Raw genomic sequence first — 15,517 nt, forward strand, 5'->3', positions numbered from 1 at the left:
CTTCACTAGGAAAAACAGCAGCGGGCCCGAGAGATTACAGATTCCGCAGCGCTGCGACTACTGCGTCGCCCATTTCCTGCGTACCTACCTTGCTGCAACCGTCCGACCAGATGTCGCCGGTACGCAGCCCCTGATCCAATACCAGGCTGACGGCCTTTTCAATGGACTCGGCTGCCGCCTGCTGGTTGAAGCTGTAACGCAGCATCATCGACACCGACAAGATGGTCGCCAGCGGGTTGGCGATGCCCTGGCCGGCGATGTCCGGTGCCGAGCCGTGGCAAGGCTCGTACATGCCCTTGTTGTCGGCATCCAGCGACGCTGATGGCAGCATGCCAATGGAGCCGGTGAGCATGGAAGCCTCATCCGACAGGATGTCGCCGAACATGTTGTCGGTGACCATCACGTCGAACTGCTTGGGCGCACGCACCAGTTGCATGGCGGCGTTGTCGACGTACATGTGGCTGAGTTCGACGTCCGGGTAGTCCTTGGCGACTTCCTCGACGATCTCGCGCCACAGCTGGCTGGAGGCCAGGACGTTAGCCTTGTCGACCGAGCAGAGTTTTTTACCGCGCACGCGGGCCATGTCGAAACCGACCCGGGCGATACGGCGGATTTCGCTCTCGCTGTATGGCAGGGTGTCGTAGGACTGACGCTCGCCGCCTTCCAGCTCGCGGGTGCCGCGGGGTGCGCCGAAATAGATGCCGCCGGTCAGCTCGCGAACGATGAGGATGTCCAGGCCGGCGACGATTTCTGGCTTGAGCGACGAAGCGTCGGCCAGTTGCGGGTAGAGAATCGCCGGACGCAGGTTGGCGAACAGGCCCAGTTGCGAGCGGATTTTCAGCAGGCCGCGTTCAGGGCGAATGTCGCGCTCGATCTTGTCCCACTTCGGCCCGCCAACGGCGCCGAGCAGCACGGCATCGGCCTTGCGAGCGCGCTCCAGGGTCTGGTCGGCCAGCGGCACGCCGTGCTTGTCGATGGCGGCGCCGCCGATGACGTCGTGCTCCAGGCTGAAACCGAGCTGGAACTTGTCGTTGGCCAGTTCCAGCACCTTGACCGCCTCGGCCATGATTTCCGGACCGATGCCATCACCTGGAAGAATCAGAATCTGCTTGCTCATGCTTTCCTCTATTCAATTCAAGCGGCACGCCCTGTTGGCCTGCCGGAAAAACCTAGCGTTCGGCCCAGAGCACCACGACATCGGTGCTGAACGAGCCGTCGGCTTCAATCTGGTAATACTGCCGTACTTCTTCGCCCATCGCCTGCTGCAATTGGCGGATGGCGCCACGCATCACTTCAGGGGTGCGCATGCGCTCGACCCACGAGCTGTACTCCAGGCGCAGGCGCTGGCGGCTGTGGCTGCGGGTGAACAGGCCGGCTTCGCTGACCTGCTGCAGCCATTCGCTGGCCGAATAATCGCGTACATGGCTGGTGTCGCGCAGCACCTCGACGCTCTGCAGGTAAGTGTCGAGCAACGGGCTGCCCGGCGACATGACGTCGATGAAGGCTGCCACGCCGCCGGGCTTGAGCACCCGTTTCACTTCCCGCAGCGCCAGGCCCAGGTCGCTCCAGTGGTGCGCCGAATAGCGGCTGAAGACGAATTCGAACGATGCGTCAGCGAACGGCAGGCGCTCGGCGGCGCCGCGTTCGGTGACGATGTTCTCGAAGCCACGTTCGCTGGCAGCGGCGGCGACCACATCCAGCATCTGCTGCGACAGGTCGTAGGCCACCACTTCACGCACCAGCGGGGCAACGTGGAAACTCACATGGCCGGCGCCACAGCCAAGGTCCAGCAGGCGTGCCCGGCCTTGGCCGGCAAGTTCGGCCTGCAACAGGGCGAACTCGCTGCCCTGGGCATGCACGGCGCTGCTCAGGTAGGCACTGGCCTGTTCGCCGAACTGGCGCTGGACGACGTCCTTATGGGTGGTGCTGGTCATCTGCATCTCCTGGGGCCTTATCGCGGGGCATGTGAGAGCGGGCTTGCCCCGCGATTGGCATCAATCAAGCGTCACGAAACAACCAGGGCTGGCTGGCCCGGTGCTTGGCTTCAAAGGCGGCAATCGCATCGCCATCCTGCAAGGTCAGGCCGATGTCATCCAGGCCGTTGAGCAGGCAGTGCTTGCGAAATGCATCGATCTCGAAGGTCAGCACCTTGCCGTCCGGGCGGGTCACGGTCTGAGCCTGCAAGTCGATGCTCAACTGGTAACCCGGATCGGCTTCAACCTGCTTGAACAGCTCGTCGACTTCCTCATCGCTGAGGATGATCGGCAGCAAGCCGTTCTTGAAGCTGTTGTTGAAGAAGATGTCGGCATAGCTCGGCGCGATGATGCTGCGAAAGCCGTACTCTTCCAGAGCCCACGGCGCATGTTCACGGCTTGAGCCACAACCGAAGTTCTCGCGGGCGAGCAACACGCTGGCACCTTGATAACGCGCGTGGTTGAGCACGAAATCCGGGTTCTGCGGGCGCTTGCTGTTGTCCTGGTACGGCTGGCCGACATCCAGGTAACGCCATTCATCGAACAGGTTGGGGCCAAAGCCGGTGCGCTTGATCGACTTCAGGAACTGCTTGGGAATGATCTGGTCGGTGTCGACGTTGGCACGGTCCAATGGCGCGACAAGGCCGGTGTGCTGGGTAAAGGCTTTCATGCTGCGCTCCCTTGGATCAACTCGCGTACATCGACAAAACGGCCGGTAACGGCGGCGGCGGCGGCCATGGCCGGGCTCACCAGGTGGGTACGGCCACCGGCGCCCTGACGCCCTTCAAAGTTGCGGTTGGAGGTCGAGGCGCAATGCTCGCCACTCTCCAGGCGGTCGGGGTTCATCGCCAGGCACATCGAGCAACCCGGTTCACGCCACTCAAAGCCCGCTTCGAGGAAAATCTTGTCCAGGCCTTCTTTCTCGGCCTGGGCCTTGACCAGGCCCGAGCCCGGCACCACGATCGCCTGCTTGATGGTCGCGGCCACCTTGCGGCCCTTGGCGATCTCGGCGGCGGCGCGCAGGTCTTCGATGCGCGAGTTGGTGCAAGAGCCGATAAACACCCGGTCGAGCTGGATGTCGGTGATCGCCTGGTTGGCATTCAAGCCCATGTACTTCAACGCCCGCTCGATCGAGCCACGCTTGACCAGATCGGCCTCGGCAGCCGGGTCCGGTACGCGCTGGTCGACGGCCAGGACCATCTCCGGCGAGGTGCCCCAGCTGACCTGCGGCTTGATCTGCGCAGCGTCCAGCTCGATCACCGTGTCAAACACCGCATCGGCGTCGGAGACCAGGTCTTTCCAGGCTTCGACCGCTTTCGCCCACTGCTCGCCCTTGGGTGCATAGGGGCGGCCCTTGACGTACTCGACGGTTTTTTCATCGGTGGCCACCAGACCTACCCGGGCGCCGGCTTCGATGGACATGTTGCAGATGGTCATGCGCCCTTCGACCGACAACTCGCGAATCGCGCTGCCGGCGAATTCCATGGCATGGCCGTTGCCGCCGGCGGTGCCGATCTTGCCGATCACGGCGAGGACGATGTCCTTGGCAGTGACGCCGAACGGCAATGTGCCTTCAACGCGCACCAGCATGTTCTTCATCTTTTTGGCCACCAGGCACTGGGTAGCGAGCACGTGCTCGACCTCGGACGTACCGATACCGTGGGCCAGGGCGCCGAAGGCACCGTGGGTCGAGGTGTGCGAGTCGCCGCAGACCACGGTCATGCCCGGCAAGGTCGCACCCTGCTCCGGGCCGATGACGTGGACGATGCCCTGACGCACGTCATTCATCTTGAATTCGACGATGCCATACTCGTCGCAGTTTTCATCGAGGGTCTGAACCTGCAAACGCGAGACCTGGTCGACAATGGCGTCGATACCGCCCTTGCGCTCCGGGGTGGTCGGCACGTTGTGATCAGGCGTGGCGATGTTGGCATCGATGCGCCAGGGTTTGCGATTGGCCAGACGCAGGCCTTCGAAGGCTTGCGGCGACGTCACTTCGTGAATGATGTGACGGTCGATGTAGATCAGCGCCGAACCATCGTCGCGCTGCTTGACCAAATGCGAATCCCAGAGCTTGTCGTAAAGCGTTTTGCCGGCCATCAGACTGTTCCTCATCAGCGTCTTTCTATGCCAATAACCCCTTGGCTTGTACGGACGATGCTATGCCGGTAGATTGAATAACTCAAATTCATAATTTTTATGCTTTGGATAACCAAAAGGAATTCGAGTAGTGGACCTGGCCAACCTCAATGCCTTTATCGCGATTGCCGAGACTGGCAGCTTCTCCGGGGCCGGCGAGCGCCTGCACCTGACCCAGCCGGCAATCAGCAAACGCATCGCCGGCCTTGAGCAGCAACTGGATGTGCGCCTGTTCGACCGCCTCGGCCGCGAGGTCAACCTGACCGAGGCCGGGCGCGCCCTGCTGCCGCGCGCCTACCAGATCCTCAATGTGCTGGACGACACCCGCCGGGCGCTGACCAACCTCACCGGGGAAGTCAGCGGGCGCCTGACCCTGGCCACCAGCCATCACATCGGCCTGCACCGCCTGCCGCCGCTGCTGCGAGCCTTTACCCGCCAGTACCCGGCGGTGGCGCTGGATATCCAGTTTCTCGATTCGGAAGTTGCCTACGAAGAAATCCTCCATGGCCGCGCAGAGATCGCCGTCATCACCCTGGCCCCGGAGCCGCACCATCTGGTGCGTGCCGTGCCGGTATGGGACGATCCGCTGGACTTCGTCGCCGCCCCAGAGCACCCGCTGGCACGCAAAGGCGCGGTCAGCCTGGCCGACATTGCCCACCATCCGGCGGTGTTCCCCGGTGGTAACACTTTCACACACCATATCGTCCAGCGCCTGTTCGAAGCCCAGGGCCTGACGCCGAACATCGCCATGAGCACCAACTATCTGGAAACCATCAAGATGATGGTCTCCATCGGTCTGGCATGGAGCGTGCTGCCGCGTACTATGCTCGACGAGCAGGTTGCGCCCATCGCCTTGCCGGGCATACAGCTGTCGCGCCAGCTAGGCTACATTCTGCACACCGAACGAACGTTATCGAATGCCGCCAGGGCCTTTATGGCATTGCTCGACAGCCATGCAAGCCCCTTGAACCACTGAGGTAGTACCCGGGCACACCTGCCCGCTCAAGGACGCGTTATCTGCCAAAGGTCTGGTATCGATGCCCAAATCAGCAAACCGTTTTCCGCGCATGCCCCGAATTCATGCAGCGGACCCCCAGGAATCGGAGCAAACCTGGGAAAACGCCCCGCAACTGTTGGCGGCGCTTAACGGTGCGCGCCTGGGTGCCTGGTTCTGGGATGTCGAGACCGGGCAGATCAGCTGGTCGCGCGGCACCCAGGCGCTGTTCGGCTTTGACCCGCACCAGCCGCTGCCCAATGACCTGGACTACCTGGAACTGGTGCCCATGGAAGACCGCGCCCGCGCCCTGCAGGCCTTTCATGCGGTGGTCAACGGCGAGCCGGCCGAGCAAGCCCTGCGCCATCGCATCCGCTGGCCCGACGGCAGCCTGCACTGGCTGGAAATCAACGGCAGCATGACCAAGGACCGCAACGGCCGGCGACAGATGGTCGGGGTGATTCGCGAAATTACCCGCCAGCGTGAACGGGAAGCGGCGCTGATCAACTCGGAAAAGCGCTTTGCCACGCTCTTCCACCTGAGCCCCAATGTCATCCTCCTGACCCGCCGCGCCGACGGCATGATCTACGAGGTCAACCAGCACTTCGAGAACATCCTCGGCTGGCCGGGCCACCAGATCATCAACAAAAGCACCCTCGAACTTGGCCTGTGGGTGCATCCACAGCAGCGCCTGCAGGTGCTGGCGGCGACCAGCGGCACCAGCGGCCCGGTGACCCTCGAAGTGCAGTTTCGCGGCAGCAGCGGCGAAGTCCACGACGGTCTGCTCTGTACCCAGAACATCGACCTGGAAGGCACCGCCTACCTGCTCAGCACCTTCGTCGACACCAGCGAGCGCAAACGCGCCGAACAAGCGCTCAAGGACAGCCAGGAACGCCTGGACCTGGCCCTGGACTCGGCACAACTGGGCACCTGGGACTGGCACATCCCCAGCGGCATGCTCTATGGCTCGGCGCGCGCCGCCGAACTGCACGGCCTTGAGCCGGTGCCGTTTCACGAATCCTTCGAGTCGTTTTTCGAAGGCGTGCCGGAAATGGAACGCAGCAGCATGCGCCAGGCCTACCGCAGCCTACGCGAAGGTCCGGCCGGCAATTACCAGATCACCTACCGCATCCAGATGGAAGACGGCAGCTCGCGCTTCATTGAAAGCCGCGCGCGCCTGTACCGCGATGAACAGGGCAACCCGCTGCGCATGGCCGGCACCTTGCTGGACATCACCGAACAAGTGGAGCGCGAGCAGCGCCTGACCAGTTCCGAAGAAAAGTTCGCCAGCCTGTTCCAGGCCAGCCCCGACCCGATCTGCGTGACCCGCCAGGACAGCGGCCAGTTCATCGAGATCAACCCGGCCTTTACCCAGGTGTTTGGCTGGAACGCCGAACAGGTACTGGGCAACACCGCCGAACAGATCGGCCTGTGGGCCGAGTCGGCCGAACGCGCCCGGCGCATCGAACGGGTGATCCGCGACCAGGCCTTGAACAACGTCGCCGTGGTGGTCAACCACAAGGACGGGCAGCCGCTGACCTGCGTGATTTCCAGCCGCCTGATCAAGGTCGACAACCAGCCCTGCAGCGTCACCACCCTGCGCGACATCACCCAGCAGCAGCGCGCCGAAGCGGCGCTCAAGGCCAGCGAAGAGAAATTCGCCAAGGCCTTCCATTCAAGCCCCGACGCCATCACCATCACCGAACGCGACAGCGGCCGCTACTTGGAGGTCAACGACGGTTTCTGCCGCCTGACCGGCTACAGCGCCGCTGAAGTGATCGGCCAGACAGTGCACGACATCGGCATCTGGGCCGACGACAAACAGCGCGCCGCGCTGCTCAACGAATTCCACGACAAAGGCCGCGTGCATCACCGGGAAATGCTCGGGCGCAACAAGCGTGGCGACATTCTCACCGTCGAGGTTTCGATCGAGCCGATCAACCTCAACGAAACCGAGTGCCTGCTGCTCACCGCCCGCGACGTCAGCCAGTTGAAGAATGCCCAGGCGCAGATCCGCCACCTGGCCTACCACGACCCGCTGACCAACCTGCCCAACCGCGCCCTGTTGATGGACCGCCTGAGCCAGCAGATCGCCCTGCTCAAGCGCCACAACCTGCGTGGCGCCCTGCTGTTTCTCGACCTCGACCACTTCAAGCACATCAACGATTCGCTTGGCCATCCGGTCGGCGACACGGTGCTGAAGATCATCACCGCGCGCCTGGAAGCCAGCGTGCGCCTGGAAGACACCGTCGCGCGCCTGGGCGGTGACGAGTTCGTGGTGCTGCTCAGCGGCCTTGAAGGCAGCCGCGAGGAAGTCACGGAAAAAGTCCGCGAACTGGCCGACACCCTGCGCGAACTGCTGGCCGAGCCAATGTCGCTGGACGGCCAGCGCCTGCAGGTGACGCCGAGCATCGGCGTGGCGCTGATCCCCGACCACGGCTCGACCCCGGCCGATTTGCTCAAGCGTGCGGACATCGCCCTGTACAGGGCCAAGGACTCCGGGCGCAACACCACGCAAATGTTCCACACCACCATGCAAAAGGCTGCCAGCGAACGCCTGCGCATGGAAAACGACCTGCGCCTGGCCCTGGCCCGCGGCGAACTGGCCCTGCACTTCCAGCCCCAGGTCGACGCCCGCGACAACCGCATCGTCGGCGCCGAAGTGCTGTTGCGCTGGCACCACCCGCAACTGGGCCAGCAGCCGCCGGCGCAGTTCATTCAGGTACTGGAAGAAAGCGGGCTGATCCTCGAAGTTGGCAGCTGGATCCTCGACGAAGCCTGCGACGCCTGCGCCGGTATGCTGCGCGACGGCCTGATCGACCCCGACGACTTCAGCCTGTGCGTGAACATCAGCCCGCGCCAGTTCCGCCAGAACGACTTCGTCGAACGGGTAATGCGCAGCCTTGACGACTACCGCCTGCCGCACAAGATCCTCAAGCTGGAAATCACCGAAGGCATCGTCATCCAGAACCTCGAAGACACCATCAGCAAAATGCGCGAGCTCAAGGCCTTTGGCGTGAGTTTTGCCATGGATGATTTCGGCACCGGCTACTCCTCGCTGACCTACCTCAAGCGCCTGCCGGTGGATGCCCTGAAGATCGACCAGTCCTTCGTCCGCGACGCCCCGATCGACCCCAACGACGCCGAAATCGTCCGCGCCATCGTCGCCATGGCCCGCAGCCTGGACCTGGCGGTGATTGCCGAAGGGGTGGAGCTGTCGGAGCAACTGGAGTTTCTTGAGCGGCTGGGCTGCCACTTGTACCAGGGCTATCTGCATAGCCGGCCGTTGCCGCTGGGGGAGTTTCGGGCGATGTTGCTTGAGGCGCCGGCGGACCATTGATTGACCGGTACATCCGAGGGGGAGAAATGAATCCAGCAGGCTCAGCCAACTGGACGCTGCATTGGCTCCAGGCAAGTGGTGACCTGAGCAACTGGCAATCAGCGATAACCGAACAAGCTGTCGAGGCCAAAAACGCCATCGAGCGTCTATTGCCTGCCCCCGCTCTGGACATTCTGGTTCAAGCTCTGCCGGGCCAGGTCATTCCCGAAATCGGTCTTGTGGGATATGCCTTTCGCCACAACCTGTTCTCTCTGACGGTCGACCCGCAGAATCGCAACTTTGCTGCCAGCCTGAACAACGGCACTTTGCTGCGCCAGATCATCCACGAAGCGCATCACTGCCTGCGCATGGCCGGACCGGGATATGGTCACACCTTAGGTGAAGCGCTGGTAAGCGAAGGCCTGGCGGGGCGTTTTGTAAGCTATCTGCTTGGCAGCGAGCCAGAGCCCTGGGAGCGCGCTATTGGCTTGCCGGACCTCCTTGCAGCGCCTCCAGACAACAGCCAGCTGGCAAGGCGTGATTATGATCACGCTGCATGGTTCTTTGGCACTAACAGCGATTTCCCGCGTTGGCTGGGGTACAGCCTTGGGTACCAACTGGCTGATCATTGGCTTGCGCAGTCACCTGCCGTAAGTGGCGAAGAATGGATTTCAGTTGCTGCGGATACAGTAATTGCCGCTGGCATTCGAGCAGGGTTGGTTATCAAACCGTAGGGTACGCGGGTCGACGACTCGACTTGCCCTGCAATCGCGTCCTGCCTGCCACATCGCATCGCGGGTCAAGCCCGCTCCCACAAAAGCAACTCGAATCGTGCTCTTGATCTGCTTTTGATCTTGATCCACCTGGCCCCGTCAACCAGAAGGGCCGAGTGCAGGTGTTGCGAAGGGGCTAGTGCGCAGCACCTTCGGCGTTAGCCGAAGTTGCGAAACGTAGAGTTGCTTGCAACTCGTAGTTCGCAATGCCCCGTAGCGACACCGGAGCGAGGGAACCCGAAGCGCAGCGTAGGGCCCACTGGTGGGGCGAGAATTTTTGCTTACTTTTTTTTCGACTGAAAAAAGTAAGCCGCCGTAAGGGCGGAAAGGTGACTCAGCACCACCAAAACAATCGGATCAACACCCAAATCTCAGAGCCAAAAAAGGGTGCCCGAAGGCACCCTTTCCTGAACAAACAACAATCAATTCAGAGCAGGCTTGCTCTCACCATTGATAGGAATCCGCTTGGCCTTGGCCTCTTCCGGCACAATCCTCAGCAGATCAATGCTCAGCAGCCCGTTCGCCAGACCAGCCGCCTTGACCTCGATATGGTCAGCCAACCGGAACGACAACTTGAACGCCCGTTGGGCGATGCCCTGATGCAGATAGGTAACGCTATCAGCGTTGCTGTCACGCTTGCCGCCAGTCACGGTCAAAACGCCTTTCTCCACCTGCAGGTCCAGATCCTGCTCCTGGAAACCGGCCGCAGCAACGACGATTCGATAATGGTCATCGCCATGTTTTTCAACGTTGTAGGGAGGGTAGCTGCTACCCGCCTCATTACGCGCCGCAGATTCGAACAGGTCATTGAAACGGTCGAAACCCACGGAATGGCGGAACAGTGGAGCCAGAGAAAAAGCAGTAGTCATGATGCATCTCCTGAAAATCAGCGAGGTTGTGTAGTAGCGCGACCCGACTTCGGCATCGCGTACTCCCTAGATAAGGACCCTCGCCTGCTTTTCAAGCAACCCTGCAAAAATTTTTTCAGGCCGCCTCGCTGACCGGTACACCAATCAACTGCCCGACCCGATCGCAGTCGGTTTCCCGACGCAATTCGGTGAACAGCGCCACCGCTTCGGGGTAGGTGCGGGTCAGCATTGCCACCCATTGCTTGAGTCGCCCCGGCGCCTGGCGCGGGGTCATCTGCGCGCGGGCCTGGCCCCAGAAGTCCTGGATCAGCGGCAGCAAGCTCTGCCAGTCCATGGGCACGAACTCGACGCCATCGCGTTCGGCGGCAATCTGCCGGGCCAGGTCCGGGCGCGAAACCAGGCCACGCCCCAGCATGATGTCTTCAACGCCACTGACTTCGCGGCAGCGCCGCCAGTCTTCCAGGGTCCAGACCTCGCCGTTGGCATACACCGGCACCTTGACCACCTCTTGCACCCGCGCCACCCACTCCCAATGGGCCGGCGGCTTGTAGCCGTCAACTTTGGTCCGCGCGTGCACCACCAACTGCTCGGCGCCGCCTTCGGCCAGGGCCCGGGCACAGTCCAGGGCGCCGTCGGGGCTGTCGAAACCCAGGCGCATCTTGGCCGTGACCGGGATATGCGCAGGCACCGCGCGACGCACTTCACGCAAGATCGCGTGCAGCAGTTCCGGCTCCTTGAGCAGCACCGCCCCGCCGCGCGACTTGTTGACGGTCTTGGCCGGGCAGCCAAAATTGAGGTCGATCACCGGCGCGCCCAGCTCACAGGCCAGCACTGCGTTGTCGGCCAGGCACACCGGGTCGGAACCGAGCAATTGCACCCGCAACGGCACCCCGGCCGCAGTGCGGGCGCCCTGGCTCAGCTCCGGCGCGAGCTTTTCGAAGGTCGCCGCCGGCAGCAGGCGGTCGCAGACCCGAATGAACTCGGTGACACACCAGTCGATGCCGCCCACCTGGGTCAGTACGTCGCGAAGAATATCGTCGACCAGCCCCTCCATCGGGGCCAGGGCAATTTGCATGGGTTGCATCTCGGCTGGAAAAGGCCGGCAGTCTAGCAAAATCCGCGGCTTACAGCGCTCCGGCCATCAGCGCCGGGCCATAGCCGTCGATAAACTCGGCCGGCATGCGCTTGGGTCGCCCTGTGGATAACTCGATGCAGACGAAGGTGGTTTGCGCACGCAGCAAGGTGGTGCCGTCGCTGGGGCGGACCAGCTGGAAGCGCCGGGTCATTTTCAGCCGCTGGTCCCAGTCGACGATCCAGGTTGCCAGTTGCAGCTCGTCGTCTTCGTAGGCAGCGGCCAGGTAGTCGATTTCGTGGCGGACCACCGCCATGGCCCGGTCCAGGCGCCGGTATTCGGCCAGGTCCAGCCCCAGGCGCTGGGAGTGGCGCCAGGCGCAGCGCTCGAGCCAGGTGACGTAGACCGCGTTGTTGGCGTGGCCGAGGCCGTCGATGTCGTCGGCAGCGACCCGCAGGTCGATGATGAACGGTGTTGCCAGGTCCCAACTCATGCCCGCTCCAGATCCGTGGTTAACGGGCAGAGTGTACCGGATGCTCAGGCCGATTGCCGGGCCGGTGAACTGCTGCGCTGCAGCAGCGCCAGCACCCCTTCGCGCACTTGTGGGTCAGCCAGCACCCGCAGGTGACCACCGTCGGGCAGGCGCAGCAGGCGGCTGTCGAACCAGGCGCGGTGGATGGCGTCGGACTCGTCTACCGGTACCAACTGGTCGTCCTCGGCATGCACGATCAAGCCGGGCAGCTCCAGTTGGTAGCCGCTGACATCCAGGCGAGAAATCTGCACGCCGACATCGCGCTCAATCTGGCGAATGAACGCCGCCCGCGCCCGCGCCGGCATGCCCAGGTGACGAGCGAAACCGCGGATCACGCCAAGCAACTGCGCCGGCGCGGCGATGCTCACCGCCACTTCGGCGCGCAGCCCCCACTGCAACGCCAGGAGCATGCTGGCGCCGCCCATGGAATGGCCAACCACGGCCTTGAGCGGCGGCAGTTCGGCGGCGGCTTCCAGCAAGGCACGGGCGAACAGCACCACGTTAGCTTCGTTGCCCGGCGAGCGGCCATGGGCCGGGCCTTCCAGGGCCACGGCGGTGTAACCGGCGTCGACCAGGCTGTCGATCAGGTGGGCGAACTGGGTCGGGCGCCCTTCCCAGCCGTGCATCAGCAGCACGGTCGGGCCCTGGCCCCAGCGCAGTGCCGAGAGGCCGAAACGCAAGGTGATGCGCTCGGCGCGGGCCAGCAGCGGCAGCTCCCAGTCTCGCGGCGGCCGGTTGCGCGGGGTCATGAAGGCACGGCGCATCTTGCGTGCGATATGTTCCGGCGCCAGATGCCCGAGGGTGCCGTTAACACTACGAATCCAGCTCAAGGTATTCATCGCTTCACTCCGGTGGATATCGCGTAGTTCAGACAACCGCCGACTTGGCGGCGCGCAGGATGCGGTCAGACAGCTCGTCAGTGCCCAGGGCCCGGGCCAGGGCCAGGCCACCAATCATCAGGGCCATGTCGGCGAGCACCTTGTCGGCCTCTTCCGGGCTGTCGGCGAGGTTGGCCATCATCAGTTCAATGTGTTCGGCCAGCACTTCGCGGAAGGCTTCCGGAAGGCGCGCCATTTCGCCCAGCGAGGTGGGCAGCGGGCAGGCACGCTCGGTGGCGTCGCGGTGCTTGCGCGACAGGTAGAAGGCGGCAACCAGAGCCCGGCGCTCCTCGCCGCTCATGTTCGGGTCTACTTCGGCGAGCAGCGCCCGACGCTCGCCCAGCAACTGGCGAAAGGCTTCGAGCATCAACGCGTCCTTGCTGTCGAAATGGGCGTAGAAGCCACCGACGGTCAGGCCGGCGGCGCCCATCACCTGATTGACGCTGGGCTCGGCGGGGCCATGCTGGATCAGCGCACTGCAGGCAGCATCGAGAATCCGTTCGCGGGTCTTGGCCTTTTTGTCGTTCATGCTCGCCTCCAAAATATTATGGTTAGAATATTATTCTCATCATATTTTTTAGCAAGCAGAAATTGCTGCCGCTGGTCGCGTCAGGCAAGAAAGGCGTGAGGAGAAGTTTTTTCAAGACAAAAACAAAAGGCTCATTCAATAATCGAATGAGCCTTGAAATCCCACAAAGTGGGTAAAATGGCGTCCCCTAGGGGACTCGAACCCCTGTTACCGCCGTGAAAGGGCGGTGTCCTAGGCCACTAGACGAAGGGGACTTGTAACCTTCGTGCAGATCCGTTTTCACGAATCCTGGCAAAATTGGTGGAGCTAAGCGGGATCGAACCGCTGACCTCCTGCATGCCATGCAGGCGCTCTCCCAGCTGAGCTATAGCCCCAGATTTCTAGCCTCGCGGCCCAGCGACTTCTTTCGATGTCGCTTGTGTAAAACTGGCGTCCCCTAGGGGACTCGAACCCCTGTTACCGCCGTGAAAGGGCGGTGTCCTAGGCCACTAGACGAAGGGGACGAACCTTCTTACCTTACCAACCCGGTCGCTGGAACCCGGTTGATTCCGCAGTCAGTCTAGCTGACTGCGAATCGGAATTTGGTGGAGCTAAGCGGGATCGAACCGCTGACCTCCTGCATGCCATGCAGGCGCTCTCCCAGCTGAGCTATAGCCCCACAATGTCGCTTTGAACTTGAATCGCTTGGCTGGGTGCTTCGCGTTTCGTTTTCGTTCATCGCTGTGGACGGGGCGCATATTAAGATCGGATGGCGAACCTGTCAAATATATTTTCAACAAAATTCAAAAAAAATTTCCGAGATAACAAACACTTACCGCCCGAGCGGATGAAACACCCCGGTTTTACAGGGGTTTACGGGCCTCTTCGCGGGGCAAGCCCGCGCCTACTGAACAGGTAGGAGCAGGCTTGCCCCGCGAAGTTTTACCAAGGTCAGACAATCAGGCGATGGTGCCCAGGAGCTTTTCCCACTCTTTGTTTTCTTTCTTCGACACACCACCGAGCAGGTCCAGAGCCTGGCGCAGGCGGTAGCGGGTCAGGTCCGGGCCGAGGATTTCCATGGCATCGAGCACCGAAACCGAGCTGGCCTGGCCGGTGATGGCGGCAAACATCAGCGGCATGGCATCACGCAGCTTCAGCTCCAGGGCTTCGACCACCGCCTGGATGCAAGCGGTGATCCGCTCTTTTTCCCACTGGCGCAGGCTTTCGAGCTTCCACAGGATCAGCTGGATCACCTGGCGTACCTGGTCGGCCGAGAGCTTTTTGCTTTCGAACAGCTTGGCGTCGAGCTTGAGCGCACCTTCAAAGAAGAAGCCGCCCAGCGGCACGACCTGGCTGAAGGTCTCTACCCTGCCCTGCACGTGCGGCGCGATCTGCATCATGTAGTCGCTGTTGAACGCCCATTTCTGCAGGCGCGCAGCGAATTCCTCTACCGGCAGTTCGCGCAGCCACTGGCCATTGAGCCACGACAGCTTCTCGATGTCGAAGATCGGCCCGCCGAGGGACACCCGCGACAGGTCGAAGTGCTCGACCATCTCGGCCAGGGAGAATTTCTCGCGCTCGTCCGGCATCGACCAGCCCATGCGGCCCAGGTAGTTGAGCATGGCTTCGGGCATGAAGCCCATGCGCTCGTAGAAGGTCACCGAGGTCGGGTTCTTGCGCTTGGACAGCTTGCTCTTGTCCGGGTTACGCAGCAGCGGCATGTAGCACAGGGTCGGTTGTTCCCAGCCGAAGTACTCGTACAGCTTGATCAGCTTGGGCGCCGACGGCAGCCATTCTTCGCCGCGCAGCACGTGGGTGATGCCCATCAGGTGGTCATCGACGACGTTGGCCAGGAAGTAGGTCGGCAGGCCGTCGGTCTTCATCAGCACCTGCATGTCCATGCGGTCCCACGGGATTTCGACGTCGCCACGGAGCATGTCCGGGACCACGCAGACGCCTTCGCTCGGCACCTTCATGCGGATCACGTGCGGCTCGCCAGCGGCCAGGCGGCGCTGCACTTCTTCAGCCGACAGCAGCAAGGCGCGACCGTCGTAGCGCGGGGTTTCGCCGCGGGCCATCTGCTCGGCACGCATCTGGTCGAGCTCTTCGGCGGTGCAGAAGCACGGGAAGGCGTGGCCAAGGTCGACCAGTTGCTGGGCGTACTGCTTGTAGATATCGCCCCGCTCGCTCTGCCGGTAAGGGCCATGCGGGCCGCCGACGTCCGGACCTTCGCTCCACTCGATGCCGAGCCAGCGCAGAGCGTCGAAGATTTGCTGTTCCGACTCGCGGGTCGAGCGCAACTGGTCGGTATCTTCGATACGCAGGATGAACTCGCCGCCGTGCTGCTTGGCAAAGCAGTAGTTGAACAGGGCGATGTAAGCGGTGCCGACGTGGGGATCGCCAGTAGGCGAAGGCGCGATACGCGTGCGAACGGTGGTCATGGACAGTCTCGAACTAGAG

Annotated in this window: 13 protein-coding genes and 4 tRNA genes; 3 read left to right on the plus strand and 14 right to left on the minus strand. The window is 62.5% G+C overall.

All coding sequences use genetic code 11. The features are described 5' to 3' along the window. Nucleotides 1–34 precede the first annotated feature (34 nt). The 4 genes from leuB to leuC form a co-directional block, all read right to left on the minus strand. The gene (gene leuB, locus LOY22_RS18770; protein WP_258594422.1) at nucleotides 35–1,117 is read right to left on the minus strand and encodes a 3-isopropylmalate dehydrogenase; all 1,083 of its coding nucleotides are present in this window, start codon (nucleotides 1,115–1,117) and stop codon (nucleotides 35–37) included. A gap of 52 nt (nucleotides 1,118–1,169) precedes the next feature. After that, complete coding sequence (locus tag LOY22_RS18775; RefSeq protein WP_093380612.1) at nucleotides 1,170–1,934, minus strand: class I SAM-dependent methyltransferase; 765 nt, start codon at nucleotides 1,932–1,934, stop codon at nucleotides 1,170–1,172. A gap of 64 nt (nucleotides 1,935–1,998) precedes the next feature. Next, nucleotides 1,999–2,643, minus strand: coding sequence for a 3-isopropylmalate dehydratase small subunit (gene leuD, locus LOY22_RS18780; protein WP_045195114.1), 645 nt, complete (start codon nucleotides 2,641–2,643; stop codon nucleotides 1,999–2,001). Beyond that, nucleotides 2,640–4,073 (minus strand): 3-isopropylmalate dehydratase large subunit, encoded by a 1,434-nt coding sequence (leuC, locus tag LOY22_RS18785; RefSeq protein WP_258594424.1) that lies wholly within the window; start codon nucleotides 4,071–4,073, stop codon nucleotides 2,640–2,642. The genes leuD and leuC overlap by 4 nt, the downstream gene beginning before the upstream one ends. A 130-nt stretch (nucleotides 4,074–4,203) precedes the next feature. On the opposite strand from leuC, the gene LOY22_RS18790 reads away from it, so the two are divergent. The 3 genes from LOY22_RS18790 (at nucleotide 4,204) to LOY22_RS18800 (ending at nucleotide 9,159) form a co-directional block, all read left to right on the plus strand. Further along, nucleotides 4,204–5,088: a LysR family transcriptional regulator gene (locus tag LOY22_RS18790; protein ID WP_093380610.1), complete on the plus strand. Its 885-nt coding sequence runs from the start codon at nucleotides 4,204–4,206 to the stop codon at nucleotides 5,086–5,088. Between the two features lie 61 nt (nucleotides 5,089–5,149). Next, nucleotides 5,150–8,446 carry a PAS domain S-box protein gene (locus tag LOY22_RS18795; protein WP_258594426.1) on the plus strand — a complete coding sequence of 1,099 codons (3,297 nt, stop codon included), beginning with the start codon at nucleotides 5,150–5,152 and terminating at the stop codon, nucleotides 8,444–8,446. 26 nt (nucleotides 8,447–8,472) lie between these two features. Beyond that, complete coding sequence (locus tag LOY22_RS18800; RefSeq protein WP_258594428.1) at nucleotides 8,473–9,159, plus strand: DUF2268 domain-containing protein; 687 nt, start codon at nucleotides 8,473–8,475, stop codon at nucleotides 9,157–9,159. 461 nt (nucleotides 9,160–9,620) lie between these two features. Here the strand turns inward: LOY22_RS18800 and LOY22_RS18805 are convergent, their stop codons facing one another. The 10 genes from LOY22_RS18805 to gltX all read right to left on the minus strand — a co-directional run bounded on the left by LOY22_RS18805 (nucleotide 9,621) and on the right by gltX (nucleotide 15,498). Beyond that, nucleotides 9,621–10,067: an Hsp20 family protein gene (locus LOY22_RS18805; RefSeq protein ID WP_045195122.1), complete on the minus strand. Its 447-nt coding sequence runs from the start codon at nucleotides 10,065–10,067 to the stop codon at nucleotides 9,621–9,623. A gap of 115 nt (nucleotides 10,068–10,182) precedes the next feature. Further along, nucleotides 10,183–11,142, minus strand: coding sequence for a tRNA-dihydrouridine synthase (locus tag LOY22_RS18810; protein WP_258594430.1), 960 nt, complete (start codon nucleotides 11,140–11,142; stop codon nucleotides 10,183–10,185). A 49-nt stretch (nucleotides 11,143–11,191) separates the two neighbouring features. Beyond that, nucleotides 11,192–11,632, minus strand: coding sequence for a thioesterase family protein (locus LOY22_RS18815; RefSeq protein WP_045195126.1), 441 nt, complete (start codon nucleotides 11,630–11,632; stop codon nucleotides 11,192–11,194). 44 nt (nucleotides 11,633–11,676) lie between these two features. Further along, the gene (locus LOY22_RS18820; RefSeq protein ID WP_123567284.1) at nucleotides 11,677–12,510 is read right to left on the minus strand and encodes an alpha/beta fold hydrolase; all 834 of its coding nucleotides are present in this window, start codon (nucleotides 12,508–12,510) and stop codon (nucleotides 11,677–11,679) included. Between the two features lie 28 nt (nucleotides 12,511–12,538). Continuing rightward, nucleotides 12,539–13,078, minus strand: coding sequence for a TetR/AcrR family transcriptional regulator (locus LOY22_RS18825; RefSeq protein ID WP_045195130.1), 540 nt, complete (start codon nucleotides 13,076–13,078; stop codon nucleotides 12,539–12,541). A 178-nt stretch (nucleotides 13,079–13,256) separates the two neighbouring features. Then, nucleotides 13,257–13,332, minus strand: a tRNA-Glu gene (locus LOY22_RS18830). A 44-nt stretch (nucleotides 13,333–13,376) separates the two neighbouring features. Next, nucleotides 13,377–13,452 (minus strand) — tRNA-Ala (locus LOY22_RS18835). A 53-nt stretch (nucleotides 13,453–13,505) separates the two neighbouring features. Continuing rightward, a tRNA-Glu gene (locus LOY22_RS18840) sits at nucleotides 13,506–13,581 on the minus strand. A 79-nt stretch (nucleotides 13,582–13,660) separates the two neighbouring features. Beyond that, nucleotides 13,661–13,736 (minus strand) — tRNA-Ala (locus tag LOY22_RS18845). Nucleotides 13,737–14,016: 280 nt separating this feature from the next. Continuing rightward, on the minus strand, nucleotides 14,017–15,498 hold the full coding sequence (gene gltX, locus LOY22_RS18850; protein WP_045195132.1) for a glutamate--tRNA ligase: 1,482 nt from the start codon (nucleotides 15,496–15,498) through the stop codon (nucleotides 14,017–14,019). Between the last annotated feature and the right edge of the window lie 19 nt (nucleotides 15,499–15,517).

It is taken from the genome of Pseudomonas sp. B21-035 (assembly GCF_024748945.1).
GTDB lineage: Bacteria > Pseudomonadota > Gammaproteobacteria > Pseudomonadales > Pseudomonadaceae > Aquipseudomonas.